This is a genomic window from Mesorhizobium sp. M0751, assembly GCF_040320265.1.
GTDB lineage: Bacteria > Pseudomonadota > Alphaproteobacteria > Rhizobiales > Rhizobiaceae > Mesorhizobium.
This window is the reverse complement of sequence record NZ_JAMYPH010000022.1, coordinates 63,678-86,679: the sequence shown is the minus strand read 5'-3', so window position 1 is coordinate 86,679 and position 23,002 is coordinate 63,678. Positions and strand designations below refer to the sequence as shown.

Below are 23,002 nucleotides of genomic sequence, written 5' to 3'. Positions count from 1 at the left end.
GTCAGCCGCTGTGGCGACGAGCTCGCCCGCACAGCACTCTACGAGGCAGCCCATTCACTGCTTGTGCGTTCCAAAAAGTGGTCGAGCTTGCGCGCCTGGGGCATGAACATCGCCAGACGCCGCGGCATGGCGCGGGCGCGGGTGGCGGTGGCCCGCAAGCTGGCCGTCATCCTGCACCGCATGTGGGCCGACGCAACCGAATTCCGCTTTGGAAAGGAAGCCGCCGGATCGGCATGAAATAGCGCAAGGAACAAAAACGAACACAGACAGTGGTTTCGCCCGCGAGGGTGATCTGGATCGTTCCGTGGGGACGATGGGCAAGGCGATCTCGTTAGCAGGCACGATCCTGGGCGAAGTCTCCCAAGGTCGTTCAACAGATTGAGACGCCTCGCTCTCCTGACCCCATCATGCGGCGGCTCCGCGCCGACCGCGAAGAGAAGCGAGTGACCCGCGGGGCGACATGGTCCGGAAAAAGACAGGAAACGCTTGACCTCACCGACCCCAATCAGAGAAGCCTGCTAGTACCTCGGCACAGTGATTATGACTGATTGATTCCGAGCCAATCTAGGATGGGCAAGTCCTCCGGAGCAACGAGGATTTGGATGCTTCTGGCGACGCCGGGTTGACGGCGAATCAGGCGGTTTCGCTCGAGCGTCAAGATCATCTGATGGACGGAGGGCGGGCTGACTTGAAAGTGGCGCTGCATGTCGGTCTCGGCGGGCGGGCGTCCCACCACCGGCGCCATCGACCAGCTGGGCGCCAGCTCGGCCACTTGGGCATCCAGCCGCTCCAGCCGGTGCTGCGCATCGGTGATCACGTCGACCTGGTCCTGGAACACAATCTGCTGAGCCGGATGGCCGAACTTTTGCGCCGCCAGCCAGCGGGCATGCGCGCGGCTCCAATTTTTGTGGCCGGTAAACACGCGACCATGGCGCAGCAGGAAGGAGAGCAGCTGCTGGCGCTTCTTGCGCAGATCTTCGCTCGCCGCGGAGCGTGCGCGCACCATATCACGCACCGCCTCATGCACCGCGTCGGGAACCCAGATTCCCTTCAGTTCCGCGGCCCGCAGCAGCCGCGCCAGGCTGACCGCATCGCGCCGGTTCGTCTTGACGCGCTCGCCCGGACGTTTCGGGATCAGCGAGGGCGCAACGACATCGCAGCGGTGGCCGAGCTCGACGAGCTGGCGGTAAAGCCCGTAACCGGTCGGCCCGGCCTCGTAGCAGAAATGCAGGCGAGGATGCTTTCTCTCCAGCTTGCGCACGAAGCGCTCCACGGCCGCCGTCGTCGCCTCGATCTCGCCGAAATACCGGACCTCTCCATCCCGTCCGCCTTCGGCGGCCGCTAGCGCGTGCTTGGCTTTCGACACATCGACACCGACGTAAAATACGTTATTTTCTGTCACGGCCCGTCCTTCCTTTGCCTGGGGCTCGGCTCGGCACTCTCGAGCAACCCCCGTTTGCTTACAGCTGCAAAGACTAAGGGCGGGCCACCGCTCACACCACGGTCATAACGTCTAGCAGCTGATCTGTGCCGGACGTGGCTGCATTCTCTTGTGAGGTACAAGCGTCTTTCGCGTGGCCGCTTCCTCTGGCCATCTCTGGCAGACGGAAGCACTACAATCTCGACGGTGCAGTTGAGCTATCTCTTGTCCGGGATCGATTGGCGCAACCTTCAGGAAACATGGCGGCCGACACGGATCGGCTACCATTTGAAATTGCAGGCAAATCTGATTCAGTGGCCTCATGACGCTGAAGCCGGATGATCTTCCTTCGGACCTGGCAAGTGCCCTGGCGGCACTGGGGGCTGAACGCGAAGCACGGTTGCGGGTTCAAGCCAAGCGCGACGTGGCGCAGACGGAGGCCTCCAACTGGCAGGCCGAAGCGGCCAAAGTGCAAGCCATGCTGTCCGACACCGAGGCGCCGATTGCGCATCTCGAGCTGCGTGTCGAGAAGCTGAAACGCGAATTGTACGGGCAGCGCTCAGAGCGCACGGCACGGCTCATTGAGGGTTGGAAGTGCAACTCGAAGACCGCGTGATCGCGACGAGCGAAGACGAGCTTGCCGCGGCGGCGACGAGCCGGAGCGTGGGTTCCTTCACGCGCAAGCGGCCAGTGCGTAAACCCTGGCCAGAGAATATCGAGCGCGAGCGCGTCGTCATCGAGCCTCCCACCACTTGCGCCTGCTGCGGCGGAGCGCTGCTGTCGAAGCTGGGCGAGGATGTGACCGAGACGCTGGAAGAGATCCCGCGCCGGTTCAAACTGATCGAGACGGTGCGCGAAAAGTTCACCTGCCGCGATTGCGAGAAGATCAGCCAGCCGCCGGCGCCGTTCCATGTCACGCCACGCGGCTTCATCGGCCCGCAGCTGCTGGCGACGATCCTGTTCGACAAGTTCGGCATGCATGCTCCACTCAACAGAGCGCGCGCTTTGCTCGCGCTGCACCGCCAGGGTGACCTCAAGGGTCATCGGCGTCATCAGCTCGACAAGCAATGCACCCAGCGCCGGGTCGACGACTTTGCCGGGCACGGACTCGAGGTCGCCGTGCGAATCGCCCAGCGCTGGGTCCTGGCGCGGCTACGCAACCAGCGCTTCTTTTGCCTGGCGGAGCTGAACGCCGCCATCCGCCTGCTCGTCGCCGAACTCAACGCCCGCCAGATGCGCGGCTTCTGCTCCAGCCGCGCCGAACTCTTCGCCGAGATCGACAGGCCGAAGCTGGGAGAGCTGCCAGACCTGCCATACGTCTTTGCGCGCTGGAAGCGTTGCCGTGTCGCGCCCGATTATCATGTCGAGGTCGACGGACACTGGTACTCCACGCCTTACGGCCTGATCCGCGAGCTCGTCGATGTGCGTATCGCCGACAACAAGACGCTCGGGCGCGTTCCCAACACGTTTTTAGCTCACCGTCGCGATCCAGCGCAGTGCGCTCCCACCACCCGTCGTTCTGCGAAGACCGGCTCGAAGATCGGTGTCAGTCGCTTCAATACCGCCGCCTGGCACACCCCTCCCGGACGAATCAGGCCACCCCAACCCGAGTCAATCTGACACACCGCCGCCATGATTTTTGCCCCGCTTCCAGAGTGCAGCGGGGTAAGACAGAGCACCGCTGTGTTGCGGACCCCATAAACCGGTAATATCGCGAGGTCTGCTGCACCGAAGCCTGAGCCGTCGAGCGTCACCCAGGACCTCGGATTTTACGACAGCGAAAGTACCTTCACCGTCGGTTCTCCGGGCTGCTGGCTTTGAAATGAACTTGTTCGTAGTGGCGGCCCGAACCCATCCTTTTGACCGAGTTCCGAGATTCTTGTCCAGCTTCGGACAAAAGGAGATATTTCGGATTGTTCCGGGGACGCCTCGCTGCTGCAAAAGTAGCGTGGTTCCCCAGCCTTACGTCAAATGGCATGGCGTTTGCTTCAGTCTCTCTGGAACCCAGAGTAGAACCTCTAGACGGCCAGAGACAAGACCATTGCTGACACCGCGAAGCCCCTCAAAAGCGCACAAGAAGACCGCACCCGTCTCCGGTGAACAACGAGACATGGTCCACTCCAGAAGTCCATGGTCGGTGGCTGTATTGCGCATGCTTGGTCGGGTGCCGCCGCGCCAACGCGTGTCGCTCAACGAACGCCGATTAACAATTCATCACCGTATTCGTACCGAAGCACTCCATCTCATCGCAACCCAGGTCAAGGTCGGCGTGTCATTGGCAACGACCTGCAATACGGGGAACCAGTTCCGCGAACTGGGGCTTTTGCACATGCTCACGCTTAACGCATCACAGGCCTGTTTCGAGAGCGATACTTCTGATCCCTGCTCACTTTTTCCACGAGAAGCTGATCGAGGCGCCTTCCAGCGCCGTCAGCTCAGAGGGCCTAACCGAGCCGCCCGAACAGCATTCAGATCACCCCATACGGACCTGATCGCTCGGGTGGCGAGGACGAGGAGTCAAGTTCCCCCTCACACCAGGTGGCGAGGAGGTGGGAGTCGCAAAGCCTCTCCTAATGTCCCGACACCCGACTCAGTTTCGAGATGCAAACCGCCAGTTTTCTTTAGAGGAGCAATAGTGATGGCCGTGAAAAATAAGATTCCGTCGGTCACCTTTCGCACGCGTGTTCGCGATGAATCGATCGAGGGGCCAAGCCCGTGGCGTTGGGAAGACAAGACATCCGATGATTATTTCAGCGGTAAGCGAGTGATCCTATTTTCGCTGCCCGCCGCGTTCACCCCGACCTGCTCGACCTATCAACTGCCCGATTTCGAAAAGCTCTATGAGGAATTCGAGAAGGAGGGAATTGACGCGATCTACTGCGTCTCCGTCAACGATGCCTTCGTCATGAACGAGTGGGGCAAAGCTTTAAATCTGCAAAAGGTCAAGCTCATCCCGGACGGGTCGGGCGAGTTCACGCGCAAGATGGGCATGCTCGTCGCCAAGAACAATCTCGGTTTCGGTATGCGCTCTTGGCGCTACGCTGCCCTTATCAATGATGGCGTGGTGGAGCAGTGGTTCGAGGAGGAAGGTCTCTCCGATAATTGTGAAACAGACCCCTATGGTGTCTCGTCGCCACTAAACGTCCTTGGAACGATCGCGTCCATAGGCATGGTGTAGCTGACGGCGTTGGTCGCCATGCTCGCCGGCGTGGGCCGGATGATAGCGTACCACTGCCGGCACGCGTGTGAACTGGGTTGAGCATAGAGTTTATTATGATGAGACACAACTGAGCAAAGACGGGGCGAGTCTATGACTTCTATAATATCGACGCCTGAGAAGGACCGAATCATTGTCTTCGATACAACCTTGCGCGACGGCGAGCAGGCGCCGGGCGCTGCAATGACCCCTGAAGAAAAACTTCAGATAGCGGAGATGCTTGACGAAATGAGGGTTGATGTCATCGAGGCGGGGTATCCAGCCGCCTCGGAAGGAGACTATGCAGCAGTACATGCGATTGCGAAGCAAACAAAGAATGCCGTGGTATGCGGGCTCTCGCGTGCCAGACGCGAAGATATTGATCGTTGTGCTGAGGCGGTCAGGCCCGCAACTCGCCACCGCATACACACTTTCGTTTCCACTTCGCCAATCCATATGAAGTGGAAGCTTCAAATGGAAGAGAAGCAGGTTTACGAGTTGGTAATCGCCCAAGTAACAAGGGCAAGAACTCATACTGACGATGTCGAGTGGTCCTGCGAAGATGCCACGCGTAGTGACCACGATTTCCTATGCCGTTGCATCGAGGCGGCGATCAACGTCGGAGCCACCACGATCAACTTACCAGACACAGTCGGGTATTCCATGCCGGAAGAATACGCCGCAATGGTTAGGATGGCGAAGGAACGCGTACCCAACTCTGATAAGGCTAAGTTCTCGGTCCATTGTCACGACGATCTTGGGATGGCTGTTTCGAACTCGCTCGCTGGAATCTGCGCCGGCGCTCGACAGGTTGAGTGCACGATCAATGGAATTGGTGAACGTGCGGGCAACGCGTCTCTGGAAGAGGTGGTGATGGCCATTAAGGTTCGCAACGACGTGCTGCCATACCGGACCGATATTGAGACTCAGATGCTCGCTCGCGCCTCTAAGTTGGTGAGTGAGGTAACCTCATTTCCCGTACAGTACAATAAGGCGATCGTCGGTCGGAATGCGTTTGCGCACGAAGCCGGAATCCATCAAGATGGTATGTTGAAGAAGGCGCAGACGTATGAAATCATGACGCCGGAGAGTGTTGGTGTGAAGTGCACGTCGCTCGTGATGGGTAAACATTCCGGCCGCCACGCATTCGCACGGAAGGTGCAGGAGCTTGGCTACCACCCCTCAAAACCTACCTTAGCACATGTATTCGTGCGATTTAAGGCTTTGGCAGATCGAAAAAAGCACATCTCTGATGAAGATATAAGAGCCTTATTTGCTGACGAACTGTAAGCGCTCATTTCCACGCACGTTGACAACCCTTGCGACGAGTGATCGCTTTCAGACGAGCGCATCGCGCCGGGTCTGACGGCGGCGGTTTTGAGGAAGTTGAAGGGCAGCAGGTCTTGAGGCAGTTCGGTGAGAACGTGGCGCAACCATGCGAGCGGCTCGATGCGTAAGGCGCGGCAGGTCAGCACCAAGCTGTAGACGATGGCGCTGGCCTTGGCTCCTGGCATTGACGGTGTCTGTTCCCAGTATGGCGTCCGTCGGTGCCACGCTGCTTACGGCTAACACGTCTGTGTTCCCCAAGGGCAAGACGCCCAATAACTGGGCCGACTTCTAGAATGTGAACGAATTCCCTGGTCGCGCGAAGAGAGTCGAAGCTCGGCCGGTCATAACCAATAAGGCCAGATCATAATCTGCACGGGCTTGGTGCTTTGTTTCCCGATGTCTAGCCTAGCGGACAAATAGAGTAGCGACCTCGATTGGAGCTGGCGAAAAACTTGCTGGCCACCGGTCCGGTTTGCACTGAATTCAAGGGAAGAAGCTTTTGTCGACGGATCACTTCTCTCGGCGGCGGACGCAGTGCGGAAGCGGACTTCCACGGCGAGAGGCGATCGAACGAGACGCACTCCTCGACCACGAACCCGACGCAAAGCTCTACCGCAAAGGGCGGGGCAAGGAGGCGAAGCTCTGCTTCATGGGACATGGGCTGATGGAGAACCGCCACGGCCTTCTGGTCGACGCCTGCCTGACGTTTGCCGACGGGCATGCCGAGCGGGTGGCGGCCCTGCACATGATGGAACCGCGTGCCGACCGTCCGCAAACAATCACACTCGGTGCCGACAAGGCCTATGACGCGCAGGACTTCATCAATGAGCTGCGTTCGATGAAAGGTGACGCCGCATGTGGCGCAGAACACCAGCGGCCGTAGTTCGGCGATCGACGGGCGCACGACGCGGCACAGCGGCTATGCTGTCAGTCATCGTATTCGCAAGCGCGTTGAAGAGGCGTTCGGATGGATCAAGACGGTCGCCGGACACGCGAAGACGAAGTTGCGTGGCCGCGATCGCGTCGAACGGGCCTTCACCTTCAACGCCGCCGCCTAGCAGTTTTTGCGGATGACTTTGCATCACAAGGTTGAAAATCATGTCGCTGACACTGGACGTCGCCAATACACTGACAGGTCTCACTTATGACGATCTGCCGTCCTCCGTACGCGACAAGACGAAGCTTCTCGTCCTTGATCATGTCGGTTGCATGATCGCGGGAAGCACAACGCGCGGGGCCAAGCAGATGACGCCCTACCTCGAGCGCATCGATTCCGGCGGCTGCAGCACCGTCTTTGGTACGTCGTTTCGCTTCCATCCCGCCAATGCCGCCCATGCCAACGCGCACAGTGCCAGCATGCTGAGTCTGGACGATTCCTACGTCCTTTTCGGGCATCCCGGCGCTTCCATCATCCCGGCTGCTCTAGCCGTTGCCGAAGAGCTCGGCAGCTCTGGAAAAGAGCTGATTGCAGCGATCGTCGGCGGCTACGAAATGTCCCTGCACCTTGGCACTGCCATGCGTCCCAGCGAGAACCGTGACCGCCACGTCAAGGGCTACGCCACGTGGCAGATTTTCGGTGCCTGCACCGCGGCAAGTCTGTTGCACCGATTCAGCGCCATCCAAATTGCGGATGCCTACGGGCTAACGCCGATGCATGCTCCGCTCCCCTTCTTGCGCAAATTCCACTCACGGCCGATGAGCCTTTTGAAGAACAATTACGGATGGGCGAACAAGGGCGCAATCACGGCGGTGGATCTCGTCCGCGCCGGTTTCCATGGCAATCGCACGATCTTTGACGGCGAGGATGGGTTCTGGGCCATGGCTGGGTCCGATCGCTTCGAGCCTCGACACATGCTCGACCACTGGGGCGAGCGCTATTTCATCCTCGAGACCGGCTTCAAGCCTTATGGTGTCTGCCGCTGGATCCACACCGCGATCGACTGTCTGCGTGCGCTGCAGACTCGCCACCGGTTTGACCACGCCGATATCAGAGGCATTCACGTCGAAACCGTTAGCGAGTTCGTTCGAGACTTTGATGGCCCTTGGCCGCAATCGACCATCGAGGCCGCGTTCCATATCCCCTATGCGCTCGCCCTCGAACTGCACAACAAGTCCTCCGCGACGGGCCTCCGGGAAGACGATCTGGCTGACGAGGCCGTGAAACAGACGGCGGAGCGGATCAGCCTTTCAACCCTCACCGGAGCCGATGATAAGTTCTATGCGGAAAAGCTCCTGCCGGCCCGCGTCAGCGTCATCCTCCAGAATGGCGAAACTCTTTCCGCCGAGGCCGAGATACCGACCGGTGCCCCCGGCGGACCCGCCTTTGGGCAGGCGGAGGTCGAAGCGAAGTTCCTCGCGCTCGCTGGCACCGTCATCGGCCGAACCAACGCCGTGCGTCTGAAAGAAGCCCTCCTCGAATTGGAGACTCTATCCGTCCGTGACGCGCTGAAATTGTGCGTCACTGTCTGATCTCTGAAGCCAGCTAATTGATGAGAACGGCCCCCCCTACCTTTCTTCCCAGCAACCAACGAAACAGGATCAGGTCACAAAGATGTCTACACAGAGTGTCGTTCAGCCGAAACCCGTTGAGAGGGAACCCTCCGGAAAGGCGTTCTACGCCGGGCGCGGAGTCAGCGAAACGTCGCATTTGGCTCCGGCGAAGACCCCGGTGGTGCGGTGGAAGCGCACCACCGGGCATTTGGACTTGTTTTCATCAGCCATTCAGGACTGCGGCATTGCCGCAGCAATGGTCACAACCTGCTAGGCGTCGGCAAAGCGCGCATCTTTGGTTGGATGTCGAATTCCGCGTGCGACGTTGCCGGATCGACACCAGCCATGGCCGCGACCCAGAGTTGCCACGTCGGAATGGCTAAGCACCTTGCCGTCGCCGGACTTGATAGTTTCGACGACATTGCCCGGCGAACAGTCATTGGCCGACCCTTGTCCGTGGTGCCCAGTACGAGAAGACGAGGTTATTGCCCTGTTGGGCAAACCACAGCTCGTTGGCGTCGATACCCGTCCCGAAGTCCAGCTCGTCATTGTCGGTGAAGGAGCCGGATTCGACAATCGTATCCGACCCGTCCTTTATGCGTTCCGACTTCGAGTGCCTGTTTTGTGCGGTCTCCGGCCCTCGTTTGTCGACGACGAGAGTTCTATGTATCGACCAATCGAGCGAAGATAGGCAACGATCTCCGGTAGCAGGTGATCACGATCGCCAAACTCTTCCACGATTCTTTTTACCTTGCGCCAGGGTACCTTGCCGTCAACATCGCCCAGTGAATAGCCTAAGTGACCGATCGCGCAGATATCGCAGCCAGCCTCGATCACCTTGTCGACGAAGGCGGGAATCTCGCTCGCTTTCATTGGCCGCATGTTGCTGGTCATCGCAGATATCTCCGTTGGTGGTCGGCATGGAAATTGCGCCGACGCCCATGGTGCTCGAACCTGGACGCACTTCGCTACCTGTGCACTTGCACAGGTTGTAGGGTCTCAGGCCTGCCGAAGGCGCCGGATCGAGCGTTCCTGCGCATTTGTTCATTGTTGGCACCCCGGGCACTCAACCGTGTTGCTAGAACAGCCCACCTGCTCCCTTCCAGCAAGGCAGCACTGGCCACGGGAACGCTCCCCTTGCGCGCACTGAAAGGCGATGCCGGCGCCAAGGCAGCTCGGGCAGTCGGAGTCCGTCATGCAGAGGCGCCATTTCCTTTTTCTCGCAAGTCGCTCGAGCCGCACGCGCTCTTTTCGCTCTGCAATCCAGTAGGTTGGGTCGCGGTTGGCTCAATCGGGGGGATCGGCGCCTTTCCATTTAGCTATAGGCGAGGAAAGCTCCTTAAATCCCGCAGTCAGGAGTCCACCAATCGGTTGAGATGGCTGCGAACCGCGCTGCGGGCGGGATTGGGTGCTCCGACGGATCGATACCCAGTACCTGCGCCATTTCTTCTTCGATGGCATTATCGCCCCCCGAGTATAGCTAAGTGGTGTGGACAAACCTGATCCACACGACCTAGCGCGATTTGGAGCCAACCGGCCTGGGACCTGGCGGCCGCTTCTGGCTCTACGCCGCAAAATCGGGCCGGTTCCGCGCGTCTGCATCGAATGACGCCGGTCAGAGGTTGTCTCGGAACGGGGTGCTCGGCATTACGATCCGGAGCGCCAGCGAGTGATCGTCGGCGGGCTCGACGGAGGCATCATGTCAGGGGACTTCGGCTCCAGCCGCGCGAGGAATGCCGAGACCTCGGCGTCGATGTCGACCGGTTCAGTCACCGTGGGTGACATCATGGCTACTCCCCCGATCATCTCCGATTTAATTCAAATTTGTCTGTAGATATTGACGATGGCGCGACCTTCACCTCGTAGACCGCAATGCGGGCGGGTAGAGAGGGCCCTATGACAAGCAATTTTTCGGCCGCCCGAGTGCATTTAGATCGAGCGTATGACTACCTTTGTGGCGATGACCCGATGAGTCGAAGGGGACGCGAAGCCTTGGACCTGCTAATTGAGGCGGTTGCCGTCAAAGAGTTCAAGCAGCCACGCCAAAACGCGGAGGTGCTAAGGTTTCCGATTGGGCGCCGCTTCTGAGGCAATCTCCACGGCCGCCATGTAGCCTCAGGTGAGGCGCTCACCGGACGGTCGCGCCGCCACTACGAACCATGGTGAGCAAATCCTCCCAGAACGCCAAGAAGCCCGCCCCGCATGAGCCGAGGCGGCCAATAGAAATGGGGGGCCCAAGCGCGCGTTCATGAAACAGCGCCGCAGGTAAAATTCAGCAGAATGTCCATCCTGGCGCGTTCAGCGGCGATGCGCAGCCAGTTCTTGGGCCGGTAAGGCACATTGTCGCGCGCATATGGCCGGGAGGAACCATCAGGAGCGACATAGGCGCGATAAAAAGCCGAAGTCGCCTGTGTGGCGCGGCCACATCCAATTGTCCGTTTGGCCGCCGAAGTTGCCGATGCCGAGCGCGGGCGCATAGACAAGGCGCACGTCCTGAATTTCGAGCTTCTGCTGGAGATAGTAGGAGGCGCCGCCATAGTAGGCCCCTACCTCGTAGCGGCGATTGGGCTGTTCTTCACATGCGGCGATCAGCCTCTTGCGATTGTTGTCAAGCCGCTCATAGCGGGCAAACTCATTCAGCTTGTCCGAGACGCCCTTGAGCATTTCGGCGGTCACATCCCGCATGTCCTCGATCACATAGATGCGGCTGCCGGGCGCCGCGGGCAATTCTTCACCCAGGGCTCTTCGCCAGAAAGCCGTCTGTGAGATAGTCCTGGCCCTCTTTGCTGTGGTATTGGATGGATTCGAACACGCAGTGATGATTGGTTGCGACCAGCCCTTGTGGACTGACGAACGAGGCGGAGCATCCGCCCAGTGATACGATCGCGTTGAGCGGGTCAGCGTCCAGACGGCCGCGTGGCCGCGCCCACTTCCGCAGTCTGGCCCGGCATCGACATACCTTCGTCCGCCGACGTAGCCGTGACCGTCCAGAGCAAGGCGATGGCAGTTGCTTTGGCCAAACATTTCAAATTCGAGTTCATGCTGACTGTCGCTCTCATCTTGCCTCCTGTTCTCCGCAGATTGGATTGGTGACTATCGGGATGGCCGGAGTCCTGGCGCCCGCGCGGCGGCCAACACCGTAAACACCGAGTGGACCCGTTAACCGCAAGAGTCCTGATGGCGTTCACCTCTCATATTTGTCGCGCGGAACGTTTGCGGATCATCCGCTGCACCGATCGTGCCAAATGAATAAAGCCTTCAGTTACAAATGGTGAGCCTCCCCATCCATGTCCGATCTCCGACGTTTTCACGTAAAGGGCTCGGTGCTTCCACGCTCGTTTGCTCTTCGCCCGTCCCTCTTCCGTCTTGACTAGCAGGAGCCTACGGCCTATCTCACTGCCGCGTTAGCACTCGCTTCGGCTGAGTGCTAACCACGCTCCGGCAACGGAGAACCGTTCAACATCCGCACCAGGGAAATCCAAAAATGGCAAAGTCGAAGTTCCGCCCGCTTCATGACCGCGTGGTCGTACGCCGGGTTGAATCCGAATCCAAGACTGCCGGCGGGATCATCATCCCCGACACGGCGAAGGAAAAGCCGCAGGAAGGCGAGATCATCGCCGTTGGTTCCGGCGCCCGCGACGAAGCCGGCAAGCTCGTCCCGCTGGACGTCAAGGCCGGCGATCGCATCCTGTTCGGCAAGTGGTCGGGCACCGAAGTCAAGCTCAATGGCGAAGACCTTCTGATCATGAAGGAATCCGACATCATGGGCATCATCGGCTGAATATCGGCCTCACCATCACTTAAATCCTAGGGCTCAATTCAAGCCCCTGCCAGGAGCTAAAAATGGCTGCCAAAGACGTAAAATTTTCTCGCGATGCCCGTGAGCGCATGCTGCGCGGCGTCAACATCCTCGCCGACGCGGTGAAGGTCACGCTCGGCCCCAAGGGCCGCAACGTCGTCATCGACAAGTCGTTCGGCGCACCGCGCATCACCAAGGACGGCGTTACCGTCGCCAAGGAAATCGAGCTTGAAGACAAGTTCGAGAACATGGGCGCGCAGATGGTCCGCGAAGTTGCTTCGAAGACCAACGACATCGCCGGCGACGGCACCACGACCGCGACCGTTCTGGCGCAGTCGATCGTCCAGGAAGGCCACAAGGCGGTTGCCGCCGGCATGAACCCGATGGACCTGAAGCGCGGCATCGACCTCGCGGTTAGCGACGTCGTCGCGACGCTGATCAAGAACGCCAAGAAGATCAAGACCTCGGAAGAGGTTGCCCAGGTCGGCACCATCGCGGGCAATGGCGATGCTTCGGTCGGCTCGATGATCGCCGAAGCGATGCAGAAGGTCGGCAATGAGGGCGTCATCACGGTCGAGGAAGCCAAGACCGCCGAGACCGAACTCGAAGTCGTCGAAGGCATGCAGTTCGACCGCGGCTATCTCTCGCCCTACTTCGTCACCAACGCCGACAAGATGGTTGCGGATCTGGAAGACGCCTACATCCTTCTCCACGAGAAGAAGCTCTCCAATCTGCAGGCCATGCTGCCGATCCTCGAGGCTGTCGTGCAGACCTCAAAGCCGCTGGTCATCATCTCGGAAGACGTCGAAGGCGAGGCCCTGGCCACGCTGGTCGTCAACAAGCTGCGTGGCGGCCTGAAGATCGCCGCCGTCAAGGCGCCGGGCTTCGGCGATCGCCGCAAGGCCATGCTGGAAGACATCGCCATCCTCACCGGTGGCCAGGTCATTTCCGAAGACCTCGGCATCAAACTCGAGAATGTTGGCCTCAACATGCTCGGCCGCGCCAAGAAGGTGTCGATCTCCAAGGAGAACACCACCATCGTCGACGGCGCCGGCAAGAAGGCCGAGATCCAGGGCCGCGTCGCCCAGATCAAGCAGCAGATCGAGGAGACCACCTCGGACTATGACAAGGAGAAGCTGCAGGAACGTCTCGCCAAGCTGGCGGGCGGCGTTGCCGTCATCCGCGTCGGCGGTGCGACCGAGATCGAAGTCAAGGAAAAGAAGGACCGCGTCGATGACGCCCTCAACGCGACCCGTGCGGCCGTCGAAGAAGGCATCGTTCCCGGCGGCGGCGTCGCACTCCTGCGCGCTTCGCTGAGCATCAAGGCTGTCGGCGCCAACTCCGACCAGACCGCTGGCATCGCCATCGTGCGTCGCGCGCTGCAGGCTCCGGCCCGTCAGATCGCGGCCAATGCCGGTGCGGAAGCATCGATCGTTGCCGGCAAGATCCTTGAGAACAAGGGGGCAACCTTCGGCTACAACGCCCAGACCGGCGAATATGGCGACATGATCGCCATGGGTATCGTCGATCCGGTCAAGGTTGTGCGCACGGCTCTGCAGGACGCGGCCTCGGTCGCCGGCCTGCTGGTTACCACCGAAGCCATGATCGCGGAGGCTCCGAAGAAGGAGTCGGCTGGCGGCGGCATGCCGGCTGGTATGCCCGGCGGCGGCGGCATGGGGGGCATGGGCTTTTAAAGGTCCTCGCATCTCGACAATTTCGAAAGGGCGGCAAGCAATGCCGCCCTTTCTTCGCGCCCATTGCGCCGGTTATCGGCGACCCGCAAGCCGGGGTATATGCCCGCCAAGGGTTGTGCTTATGTTTGGACGGACACTGCCTTTTTTCCTGGGGATGGCTTTACTGTTGGGCAGCGGCTGCGCGCGCAGCGATGATGGTACGGTGATTATTCCGAGATCGCTTGATGCCAGGCGAATCTTTGACAAAGAGCCGCCACGCCTGCAGCAGCCACAGATCGAAACCAGCGTGTTTCCGGTTGCGCCACAGGAGCCTGAAAGGCTCGAACCGCGCCGTACGGCAAGTCACAAGACGTCAAACAGACGTGCATCGCGGGCCGCAAGTCCGCCGCTCTCCTCTTCCGAGCCGCACAAGCTGCTTGTCTGCAAGAACGTCAGCGAGCCCGGCAAGCGGTACCGTGTGGTTTGCGAATAGGACACTTGGTTTGGCCAGCATTCTACCCTTGGAGCGTCGCGGTGCCTTTCCGGATCAGGTGTCCCGAGCGACGCCTCCCTTCTTTCCCCATGATCCAGTCGTTCTAGCATTCCCAGCTTCACGAAACGGAACGAGTTTTGCCGGCGGCTTCCCGCGAAGCGCTTGGCTACCGATCAGAACAGTCTTTGAAAGAAAAGGCCGCGCTCTGCCGCGATCGCAACCGCATGGGCCAAGCTTCTGGCACCAAGCTTTGCCCGTGCCAGATCAAGATGAAATCGGACCGTGCGAGGGGATAGCGACAGTATCTCTGCGGTCCGTTTGACCTTCTCTCCCCTCGCGTACCATTTCAGGCATTCGATCTCTCTATCGGAGCAGACCGTCGGATGGCGTGGCCTTCCTTGGATTCGACCGATAGCATTGTGAAATTCACCGGCGAGATGCTGGAACTCGCGAACCTCGGATTTGAGAAACGTCTGCCACGCCGCTGCGTTCTCGTTGCTCGTCACGGTCAGAATGCCGCGGTCGCCGTCGACACCCCTAACCGGGAACGTGACGCCATGCTTCCCGACACCATGTTCCCTCGCTTCACCGAAGAACGTGCGCACGGGCTTGTCCGATAGGTCGATCTCCTTCCAATCAACCAATTTCACAGCACGCAGCCCATAGCGAAGCACGGGATCGATGTCGAAAAAATCCTTCTCGATGTAGCGTTTCACCCAGTCAGGCGAATAGGTGGTCACATAGAACGGCTTACTCGGTTCCTCGTAAACCGGCCTGACGGTAAGAAAAGTCGCCGTCTCAAGACCGTAACTTTCGACAATTGTGTTCAGAAGGTCCGCCGCGTCCGCAGCAGAGGTAACTGCGTGAATACCCTCCGTCACATCGTGAAAATTTGAGTCAAATCTCGCCATATCCAGCTTACCTCCTTGCTATCGACGCGCCTCTCCAAGCCATTCGCGCGGCTATCGAACTAGGTTGCTCCTCGCTGGATTCCAGCGTCTCACGACCTGTCAAAAGTGACAGGCAAAACCGCCAGTATACATAGGTTGCAACCCGCATTATTCCAGATTGGATGACCACAACCCGGCGTGGAGGAAACGCCTTGGATACGATTTTACTTTCGTCGAACGATGTGGGTCGGCAGACTAACCCTACGCGTACCTCGCGCCGTGCATCACATCGGAGTTCCGGAACGGACGACCACGAAATTTGCCGTCTCTGCTCGGAGCTAAAACAATTAGACGCTGATCGGGAAGCTCTTTTTGCTTTCTTCCCCCCGCCTGCGCCGGGCAAGCCTGCGCAGAGCAGGCAGTTTTTCACAAAGCTGAACTCGATTACGGCTCGCTATTTAGCGCTCGAACAGCGGCTTCGAAAGGCTCGCAGCGATATCAGGCAAGGCCGGCCACGAAGCCGCTGAGTTCGTCCAGCGGATGCCGCTGCGACCGCCACGGTATAGCGCGCATTCAGAGTATCGATTGCCTGAACGCGTCAAGTCGACTCCGAGGCCCTGCCCGGCCCATCGGGCGCGGATCCGGATACGAGCACCCTCCTCCCCTCGCGGGATATGAGTCAGAGACACTTGCACAGCGATTTGCAACATAGTTTACTGACTCAATGAATCTGAAGCGGAGTGATCCATGGGGAACCAGCAATCAACTTTTGCTTCGTGCACCTATCGCGGCGTCGACGGCTGCGACCAGGGCCAGACCGCGACGCTGGGAAAGCAGGCGTTGCCTTGTGGCGTTGTCGCCATGGCATGGCTCGTAACCGCCACCTTGAAAAAATGGCTTGTCTGCTTGCCGGTCCGGAAAGACGCAGCTGTCATCGTCGCGCGTTGTGCAACCAGCGAAATGGCCGACGTCGCCGGCGAAAGGCTGAAAGCAGGCGTAGCCGTCACCCTCCCCGATGATCTCGATCGCCGCATCCCCCTCTACGCCCAGATCGAGCGTCAGGCTCGCAAAACCCATCGCGGCATTTGGGCCAGCACCTTCCAGATGCCTTGGCTTCACCGGAAATTCTCACCTGCAAACCCATGACCCCGAGCACGATATGCGTTCTTTTCGTCACATCCTCCACCTCGTAGCATCCGCGGCCTTGCTCGCCGGTTGCGCCGAGCGAGTGCCGGATGCTTCACATTCGGCCAGCCGCGTTTCGGCTACGGACTCCTATTGGAAGCCTGATCGGGTCAGTCGCAGCCGGCAAGAATATGCGCCAGACTGGGGGCGCTTCCCGCCGGTCATTACCCGGCGAGCCGGCTACCCAACCGAAGCTCAGGCGAATAACGCCCTGCGCCGCTCGCATTGGAGCTCCGTGCCTGTGCGCACGCTCATCACCAAGGAAGGCGTCAAGACGATCTCCGTCCCCGCGGAAGCCCCGGACACGATCGCTGCAGGCGTTCGCGTCTTTGCCTGCCGACCCGGAGCGCTCAACGGCTATACTGGCCGCGTGCAATTTTACGACGGCCCCGTCGTCGCCTGCGCTTCCGACCTCCTGTCTGCCGATGGTCGCGTGCTCGCCCGAGTACCCCTCAATTTCTATTACTGGCAGAAGGCTTGGCGCGTCCAAGACCCGAGGCCGTCCTACAAGTCTGTCCCGTGGGCCTATCAGGAACCCTCGCCGCCCAAGAGCAAGGGCTGGTTCGGCGACCGCTACTAAGCGGCGGCCGTCACACTGCCGCGTGTCGGCTGGCCAGATGCGCACAGAAGCCGACGGCCAAACCAACGGCGCCGGCGTCGGCAAGATTGTCCGCGGGCGTATGAGAGGTACGCTGCGAGCGGCTTTTACGACGCTCCGGATGTGTCGTCACGCAGCGTGCCAATTCACCACCGCGTCTCTTCGTGCAGATCCCAGTTCGAAGATTGCGACGACCGTCTTCGGCGACTTCGAGCGTATTGCGTGTGGTCGCGCCAGCAGTCATGGCGACCTTCACGCATGGAGGCCGCATCGCTCACCTCCGGCCGAAAAATCATGCTTCCCTATGCGAGACCGATCCTGTCGTTCGGCCAAAGCGTTTCGCAAGGCTTTAGTTCAATCTCTTTCCTGGCGAAATCAGTGTCAGTGCATGGCATTGCTGAAGGTCGTCCACGAAGATCAAACTGCGGATATCGTGCATTCAGCATTCCGGGGGATCGAGCGGCAGGCCGCACAGCCCCCCAACATGGTAGCTACTTCGCGGCCGAAGTCATCTACCGGTCAGGTTCTGCTCTTCTGCTGGGAGCTCGCTTCGCACGAACACGTCCAGCACTTGCGCGATATCGACCCCTGACGGCGATCCGTTGCGCACCATACCCCTCGATACCGCCGAGCGCATGGCTCCAATGACGCAGCATGCCGCGACGAGCGCTGCCACGGCATCGCCGTCGGTCTCGGTCAAAAGCTGCTCCGCCAGCGCCCTCGCTCCCCGCGGAATTTGATCGACATCTTCACCACCAAGCAACCACTGACGATTTTCTTCCGTCACGGCAACACCTCCCGGACTGTTCGATTTGACCATTGGCGGCCGAGCTGCCGGAGCGGATCTCCGATTGCCACCGTCAGCACATGAGACAGCCCGATCGCGACGGCGATCGAGAGCGTTGCCGTCGCCGGAGCGTCCAGGAATTGGCCAAGCGACCAGTTGAACAGCGCCAGCACCGGCAGATGGATCAGATAGAGGGCATAGGAGATGCCTCCCAAGCGGCGCAGCATCCGCCCCGGCCAGTTCACAGCATCATCCCGCAAGGTCGCCCTTGTCACGATCCACCCGCACATCAGCGCCAGCACGGCAGTCGCCACGCCATGCATCGCCGGCGGCAAGATCGCCAACATGAAGGCCGCGACCGACATCCAGAACGCCGCTTCCATGTTGCCGATCACCCGCAGGTGTTCCGCCAGACGGGGCCATGCGCTTGTGCCCATGGTTGCTCCGATCGCCAGCCCGACCGCGATTGCATCGATGCGGAACGTCCAAAGCGTCCCGCCCCAGGCCCGCAGCGTGAACGTCCCGACCACGAGAACGAGTCCGGCCAGCGCGAGGAGCGCCCGCCGCGGTAGCAAGAACACCAGGAGCGGAGCCACTAGATAAAATTGCATCTCGGCGGCAATCGACCAGAATGGCCCAAACGCAAAGGCGTTCCCGCATCCTGTGGCGCCCCCGAAACAGGGCGCCCAGTGCGCATTCGAGATGAAGGCGAATGCCGCCTTCGCGTCTGCAGGCTCAACGCCGCTTCCCGGGATGATCAACCCGATCGAGAGGATGGCGCCGACGCACCAGGCCAGCGGCACGATCCGCATAGCACGCCTGACATAGAAGGCGGAGGCCGCCTCGAGCGCACCGCGCTCGAGGCGCAGGCTTCGCAATGAGCGTTCCACCACCAGGCCGGAAATCACAAAGAACAGGTCGACCCCGACGCTCCAAGCCGGCGCAAACAGCAGAGCGGCGACCGTCCCGCCTTCTCCGAAGACCGGCCCGACATGCGACAGCACCACCAGCCCGATCGCCAGGCCTCGCAATTCATCCAGCCCCGATAGGCGGGCTTGTTGTTCCATCCAAATATCACGCTCGACAATCATCACAACATTGATTTAATCATAGGGCACACAAGCGAGGCAAGGAATGCATGCACGCCTGACATTTGTCGCAGTCGCGGCTGCCCTTGGATTGGCGCCCCACGCTTCGGCCCAGTCGCTCACGCATGATCCGAACGCCTGGCGCGCCGTCGCCTATGCCGATCTCGAGCTCCCGAACTCGGAAGCCGTGCCCTACGCCTCCCTATGGGCCGACCGACTGAAGAAGAACAACGACGCCTACGTGGCCAAGGGCGATACGCGCTTTGCGGTCGCCAACGCGCCGGCTTCCGAGAGTCACATCGTCGTTCGCAGCCCGACCAAAACCGTCGTCCTCTCGGTCCTGCACACGCTCACCGGCTGCTCGCCGATCCGCACCGACCCTGTCGGCAATGCCACACTGAAACGATGCCCCATGCGCTTGGCGATCTACCAGAACGGCCGATCAACGGTCGCTGACGCTGGCTCCGGCTGTTTCATCGAATATGGCGCGCAACCGAATAACGTCCGCCCCGACCTCGCTCGGAATGGTGCGATGGGTGCATATGATGTTCAGGCCAAAAGCATTCGCGCCGGCATCGTATTCCAAGGTGAAATCGCCCCGGAATGCCAATTCCGGGTCCCTGTCCCGCAACCCTAGAGGAAGCAGTCCACGCCGTTGTGTTTCGGCAACCTCGATATCCCCAAGGAGCGCAATCATGATCGGCACGGAGAACCTGACGTTATTCAGGACACCAGCCAGCCACCGGCCATCGCCAACGGATCAATGCTTCCCTGACGGCGCGCGATGCGCGGCCTTGACCGCGGCTCCTGCCGGCGGCCACGGCGGGATGATGTTCCGGAGATCTGCCATGGCCAGCCGGACAATCTTCGCGACTCTAGCCGTCTTGATCTGGCCGGCAATCGCGCAAGCACTTGATCCGCTCAAGGCTCCGCAGGGATCATATGTAGCGTCCACGCACACATGTGCCGATCTCGACCAAGGCGTCGGCGCTCTCGAACTTGCCGAGTTCGACGGCGACGCAATCACCGTCGGCGCAAGCACCTGCAAGATAGCAGGCACCCGTCATGCAGACGATGCATTCCAAGCCTCATGTACAGAGCGTGGCAGCAGCTCCCCGGTCATCACGCCGATGAAGATTACGCGCCCATCCAGCGACGCGCTCTCCATCAATGGCGCCATCTATAATTTCTGCCCGGGGAAGTAAGATGCTGCGTCCCTACCCAATACTCCTTTCCGCGCTCCTGGTCGTTGGACAAGCGCCTGTTTCGCAAGCGAATTCCTTTGACCATGATGCAAATTCTTGCGACCTCAATGACAACACAACCTTGCGTTCCCTTTGTACGAACGGAGCGGGTCTGCCGAGCTATCCGCCCACGCAAGAGATGATGGAGCGCAGCCCGAACATCGCCAATATGATTGTCGACGCCGCCAACAAGTATGGCGTTGATCCCAAGCTCGCTCTTGCCGTGTCCGCTCACGAAGGCGCGATGTCAGCATGTGCCGGCTCCTTCAGTGGCGTTCTTGGACCGATGCAGCTTACGGGGGCGACCGGCCGGGCCTACGGAATGGATCGGGGCATCTTGTCGGAAAACATTGAAGGCGGCGTACTGACGCTTCGCGATGCCGTCAAATCGTGCGGCGGCACGTCAAGTATTCGCTGCCTCGCCGATCGTTACAACGGCAGCACTGAAAGCCAGCGCCGTAACTGGACGAACGACGTAAACCGCCGCTATGCCGCCCTCAATTCCGCCGGCCAATCCATTCCTCAGGGATGCGGCGCGCAAGCGGTCTGCCAAATGGGACCAGGCGACTTTCCGACGCCCAACGGTGGTGACACAAAACTCGCTTCATCCGCTCCCGGTCCCGCCGGCAGCGACATCAACGTTGCCCCTGGTCAGGTGTGACGCCGTCTCCCCATTGAGGGCCATGCCCCCGTCGGCCCGCCGCCTTCAATGGGAGAGATTGCGCGACGAGAGCTTTACAAATCCCCGTTTCAGATGGCTTGCCAACTCCTGGCGCACATCATCAGGCCATTGCTCCATCACAACGCAGTTCACTTCGGCCGCAACCAGCGACCAGTACAGCAGATCCGCGTATTGTCCTTCGAACAGAGCCGCCACGATGAACTGTCCGATCACCAAGGTGATCGTCTCGGGCTTGCCTTTCTTCCGCAGAAATTCCGAAACCTCTTCCACCCATGGTTTCGGGTGGCAATCGACAAACGCCGCCACTTCCCTATAGAGCGCATTGTCTCCTGCGACTTGCCAGATATTCGCTTGCATCGTGAACCCTTCAGCAAAATGATGCCTTTGCATCGACGCTGGCGGATTTCTTGGTGCGAGTCAAAGCAATATACAATAGATTTTCTGCCAATCGTAGCAAATGAATCTACGCTGGTAGTTTAGCATCTTCTACTTTTCTTGTATCTACTGGTTTGCCCTGCGTCCCTTTTTGGCTGGAGGCAGCCGCTTCTTCTCGGAGGTTGCCCCAGCGGGGCTGGCTGCCTCTTTCAAAGAAGGAACACCACTGAACTCCGTCATCGAGCGCTTCACAGCACGCGTGGCCTCAATATGCCGCGCAATCTCGGTGAAGCTGAAGCCGAAGGTCTCGATGTCCCGCTTCACGCTGTCGTCGTCACCAGTCCGACCAATGAGCGTCCACACCGGAACCTTGAGGTGTCGCGCCAGCCGCTCCAAGGTGACCAATGTCGGGTTCCCCTTCCCCGCCCGCAACTGGTAGAGCGTGCCGCGCGATAGCCCCGTAGCGTCGGCAAAACTCGCATAGTCCGGGTACTCGTTCTCGATTTGGCGAAGTCGCAGCGCGAGCAGGATCGAAAGCCAACCATCGCTGTCTTCTGTCTTGTTTTTAAATATCGGCACAGCTGCCCCCCTGCTTATCGGTCGGAATATGACGGCCATTTTTTTGCAGAATGTCTAGTGCTCAGGGCTTGTAGCCGAAACGATAACTCATTGCCCTATTAAAGTGTCGCGGCATCCTCCCCATCCTCCCGCAAAGTGACGGCGTACAGCAATCGTTCCAGACGCACGATAGCATTTGACGATCTGCATGCCCTGTTGAAAATGAATAATTAAATGAATCCGATTGGATGTCGCGGGCCCTCTTACTAATGATTTTGTCGTGTGCCACCTCATCTGGAGGGACAACCCTGATCTCCGCCCTTGCGGCAGGCAGGCCCTGCAATCGTTGCCCGACCACTTCGTATGACCTGGTTCAGGTCGACCACATGCGAGACCTCGACGCCCGTGGTTCTGGCGATTACGCTCTGAGACGGGGCCGCAAGGCTTGCCCCGGAACCAATCTCTATGCCTGTTCGAGATGGAAATGGCGCCGGGTAATACTCTGAAGCCGATACCGCCAAAAACGGCACCATGCCCCCAGCCTTCGAAAACGCTTGATCCATGAGGGGTCATCCTATCTCCATTGATCAATATAATGACGATCATTCTGTGATATTATAATGATCGACATCGAAATAGGAGACTTGCTGTCATGTTCATGAGGTTCGCGTTCGCAATTTTCGCCGGCGGCGTGCTCGCTTTCTTCGCCCTGCCCGATCAGGAAGCCGGCCTTCGCATGCTCAGCTTTTCCACTGCTTTCTTGATCCTGTCCCTCGCCGCCGTCTGTGCCATCAAATTTCTAACCCACAGTATCGGACGTCATCGTCTTCGCTCGTCGTTACAACTGTCGCGCTGTGATGACGATCTTTCTTTGCATGACGCTGCAAAGTTCGAGCGCTCCGCTTGGTCAACGTCCGGCGTCAACCCCCAGGATCCGAAACTGGCCTGGCAGTACCGCGTCAACGATCAGCGCCTTGGCCGCTTCAAACTCTAACAGGCTCTCCTTGCCAGGATCTGCTCAATCACGCACACAGACGATCCTGCTATTCCGCCAGGTCTGTGATCTCCTGATTCGGTAGCCCCAAATGATTCGAGGCTTGCGCAAGGCAGCGTCCCGAATTCCCAAAAGGCCCAGACTGGAGACGCCCAGGAACGCCGCCAATGTGCCGATCGTCTGAAGGTCGGGTTGCGCGCC

At 59.7% G+C, this 23,002-nt stretch carries 22 protein-coding genes and 6 pseudogenes; 16 read left to right on the top strand and 12 right to left on the bottom strand.

The window, feature by feature from the left end; genetic code table 11:
• A pseudogene (locus NKI19_RS27215) lies at positions 1–237 on the top strand (IS110 family transposase); the annotation flags it as partial.
• Positions 238–730: 493 nt separating this feature from the next.
• On the opposite strand, the pseudogene NKI19_RS27210 reads toward NKI19_RS27215, so the two are convergent.
• Positions 731–1,402 (bottom strand): annotated as a pseudogene (locus NKI19_RS27210) (IS110 family transposase); the annotation flags it as partial.
• 150 nt (positions 1,403–1,552) lie between these two features.
• Between NKI19_RS27210 and tnpB the strand changes: the two are divergent.
• The 4 genes and pseudogenes from tnpB to NKI19_RS27185 all read left to right on the top strand — a co-directional run.
• Entirely contained in the window at positions 1,553–1,762 is a 210-nt protein-coding gene (tnpB, locus tag NKI19_RS27205; protein ID WP_352567658.1) for an IS66 family insertion sequence element accessory protein TnpB, read from the top strand.
• Positions 1,743–2,857: pseudogene (locus NKI19_RS32920) on the top strand (transposase domain-containing protein); the annotation flags it as partial. The gene tnpB and the pseudogene NKI19_RS32920, both read left to right, overlap by 20 nt.
• A gap of 1,201 nt (positions 2,858–4,058) precedes the next feature.
• On the top strand, positions 4,059–4,598 hold the full coding sequence (locus NKI19_RS27190; RefSeq protein ID WP_352567659.1) for a peroxiredoxin: 540 nt from the start codon (positions 4,059–4,061) through the stop codon (positions 4,596–4,598).
• A 132-nt stretch (positions 4,599–4,730) separates the two neighbouring features.
• A pseudogene (locus NKI19_RS27185) lies at positions 4,731–5,903 on the top strand (2-isopropylmalate synthase); the annotation flags it as partial.
• Between the two features lie 83 nt (positions 5,904–5,986).
• On the opposite strand, the pseudogene NKI19_RS27180 reads toward NKI19_RS27185, so the two are convergent.
• Positions 5,987–6,127: pseudogene (locus NKI19_RS27180) on the bottom strand (transposase domain-containing protein); the annotation flags it as partial.
• 339 nt (positions 6,128–6,466) lie between these two features.
• On the opposite strand from NKI19_RS27180, the pseudogene NKI19_RS27175 reads away from it, so the two are divergent.
• Positions 6,467–7,003 (top strand): annotated as a pseudogene (locus tag NKI19_RS27175) (transposase); the annotation flags it as partial.
• Positions 7,004–7,043: 40 nt separating this feature from the next.
• Positions 7,044–8,414: an MmgE/PrpD family protein gene (locus NKI19_RS27170; RefSeq protein WP_352951252.1), complete on the top strand. Its 1,371-nt coding sequence runs from the start codon at positions 7,044–7,046 to the stop codon at positions 8,412–8,414.
• A 615-nt stretch (positions 8,415–9,029) separates the two neighbouring features.
• Here the strand turns inward: NKI19_RS27170 and NKI19_RS27165 are convergent.
• The gene (locus NKI19_RS27165) at positions 9,030–9,329 is read right to left on the bottom strand and encodes a Y4lK-related protein (RefSeq protein ID WP_352566997.1); all 300 of its coding nucleotides are present in this window, start codon (positions 9,327–9,329) and stop codon (positions 9,030–9,032) included.
• Positions 9,330–10,082: 753 nt separating this feature from the next.
• Entirely contained in the window at positions 10,083–10,223 is a 141-nt protein-coding gene (locus NKI19_RS27160) for a hypothetical protein (protein ID WP_352566999.1), read from the bottom strand.
• Between the two features lie 108 nt (positions 10,224–10,331).
• Between NKI19_RS27160 and NKI19_RS27155 the strand changes: the two genes are divergently transcribed.
• Positions 10,332–10,523: a hypothetical protein gene (locus NKI19_RS27155; RefSeq protein ID WP_352567001.1), complete on the top strand. Its 192-nt coding sequence runs from the start codon at positions 10,332–10,334 to the stop codon at positions 10,521–10,523.
• A 158-nt stretch (positions 10,524–10,681) separates the two neighbouring features.
• Here NKI19_RS27155 and NKI19_RS27150 read toward each other — a convergent pair whose 3' ends face one another.
• Genes NKI19_RS27150 through NKI19_RS27140 form a run of 3 tightly spaced genes read right to left on the bottom strand, consistent with a single transcriptional unit; the run spans position 10,682 to position 11,310 of the window.
• A complete protein-coding gene (locus tag NKI19_RS27150) occupies positions 10,682–10,912 on the bottom strand; it encodes a S46 family peptidase (protein WP_352567072.1) in 231 nt (76 codons plus the stop codon).
• Positions 10,806–11,162: a S46 family peptidase gene (locus NKI19_RS27145; protein ID WP_352951251.1), complete on the bottom strand. Its 357-nt coding sequence runs from the start codon at positions 11,160–11,162 to the stop codon at positions 10,806–10,808. The genes NKI19_RS27150 and NKI19_RS27145 overlap by 107 nt, the downstream gene beginning before the upstream one ends.
• Before the next feature lie 4 nt (positions 11,163–11,166).
• The gene (locus NKI19_RS27140) at positions 11,167–11,310 is read right to left on the bottom strand and encodes a S46 family peptidase (protein WP_352638078.1); all 144 of its coding nucleotides are present in this window, start codon (positions 11,308–11,310) and stop codon (positions 11,167–11,169) included.
• A 609-nt stretch (positions 11,311–11,919) separates the two neighbouring features.
• On the opposite strand from NKI19_RS27140, the gene groES reads away from it, so the two are divergent.
• Together groES and groL are read left to right on the top strand one after the other, a co-directional pair.
• On the top strand, positions 11,920–12,216 hold the full coding sequence (gene groES, locus NKI19_RS27135; protein WP_006203049.1) for a co-chaperone GroES: 297 nt from the start codon (positions 11,920–11,922) through the stop codon (positions 12,214–12,216).
• Positions 12,217–12,278: 62 nt separating this feature from the next.
• On the top strand, positions 12,279–13,928 hold the full coding sequence (gene groL / locus NKI19_RS27130; RefSeq protein WP_352567003.1) for a chaperonin GroEL: 1,650 nt from the start codon (positions 12,279–12,281) through the stop codon (positions 13,926–13,928).
• Positions 13,929–14,573: 645 nt separating this feature from the next.
• Here groL and NKI19_RS27125 read toward each other — a convergent pair.
• Positions 14,574–15,311: a helix-turn-helix transcriptional regulator gene (locus NKI19_RS27125; RefSeq protein WP_352567005.1), complete on the bottom strand. Its 738-nt coding sequence runs from the start codon at positions 15,309–15,311 to the stop codon at positions 14,574–14,576.
• A 726-nt stretch (positions 15,312–16,037) separates the two neighbouring features.
• Here NKI19_RS27125 and NKI19_RS27120 point away from each other — a divergent pair.
• Both NKI19_RS27120 and NKI19_RS27115 read left to right on the top strand, forming a co-directional pair.
• Positions 16,038–16,436 carry a hypothetical protein gene (locus NKI19_RS27120; protein WP_352567007.1) on the top strand — a complete coding sequence of 133 codons (399 nt, stop codon included), beginning with the start codon at positions 16,038–16,040 and terminating at the stop codon, positions 16,434–16,436.
• A gap of 280 nt (positions 16,437–16,716) precedes the next feature.
• Complete coding sequence (locus NKI19_RS27115) at positions 16,717–17,055, top strand: hypothetical protein (RefSeq protein ID WP_246592087.1); 339 nt, start codon at positions 16,717–16,719, stop codon at positions 17,053–17,055.
• Positions 17,056–17,581: 526 nt separating this feature from the next.
• Here NKI19_RS27115 and NKI19_RS27110 read toward each other — a convergent pair.
• Positions 17,582–17,860: a hypothetical protein gene (locus NKI19_RS27110; protein ID WP_352567009.1), complete on the bottom strand. Its 279-nt coding sequence runs from the start codon at positions 17,858–17,860 to the stop codon at positions 17,582–17,584.
• Positions 17,857–18,927: an acyltransferase family protein gene (locus tag NKI19_RS27105; protein WP_352567011.1), complete on the bottom strand. Its 1,071-nt coding sequence runs from the start codon at positions 18,925–18,927 to the stop codon at positions 17,857–17,859. Before NKI19_RS27105 ends, NKI19_RS27110 begins: the two co-directional genes overlap by 4 nt.
• Positions 18,928–18,994: 67 nt before the next feature.
• Between NKI19_RS27105 and NKI19_RS27100 the strand changes: the two genes are divergently transcribed.
• Genes NKI19_RS27100 through NKI19_RS27090 form a run of 3 tightly spaced genes read left to right on the top strand, consistent with a single transcriptional unit; the run spans position 18,995 to position 20,853 of the window.
• Complete coding sequence (locus NKI19_RS27100) at positions 18,995–19,585, top strand: hypothetical protein (RefSeq protein WP_352567012.1); 591 nt, start codon at positions 18,995–18,997, stop codon at positions 19,583–19,585.
• A 58-nt stretch (positions 19,586–19,643) separates the two neighbouring features.
• Positions 19,644–20,153, top strand: a complete 510-nt coding sequence (locus tag NKI19_RS27095) for a hypothetical protein (protein ID WP_155924265.1) — start codon at positions 19,644–19,646, stop codon at positions 20,151–20,153.
• A 1-nt stretch (position 20,154) separates the two neighbouring features.
• Positions 20,155–20,853, top strand: a complete 699-nt coding sequence (locus NKI19_RS27090; protein WP_198022223.1) for a transglycosylase SLT domain-containing protein — start codon at positions 20,155–20,157, stop codon at positions 20,851–20,853.
• 45 nt (positions 20,854–20,898) lie between these two features.
• Here the strand turns inward: NKI19_RS27090 and NKI19_RS27085 are convergent, their stop codons facing one another.
• Complete coding sequence (locus tag NKI19_RS27085) at positions 20,899–21,231, bottom strand: hypothetical protein (protein WP_352567015.1); 333 nt, start codon at positions 21,229–21,231, stop codon at positions 20,899–20,901.
• A 144-nt stretch (positions 21,232–21,375) separates the two neighbouring features.
• Positions 21,376–21,828 (bottom strand): helix-turn-helix domain-containing protein, encoded by a 453-nt coding sequence (locus NKI19_RS27080; protein ID WP_352567017.1) that lies wholly within the window; start codon positions 21,826–21,828, stop codon positions 21,376–21,378.
• Between the two features lie 631 nt (positions 21,829–22,459).
• Between NKI19_RS27080 and NKI19_RS27075 the strand changes: the two genes are divergently transcribed.
• On the top strand, positions 22,460–22,801 hold the full coding sequence (locus tag NKI19_RS27075; protein WP_352567018.1) for a hypothetical protein: 342 nt from the start codon (positions 22,460–22,462) through the stop codon (positions 22,799–22,801).
• Positions 22,802–23,002 lie beyond the last annotated feature (201 nt).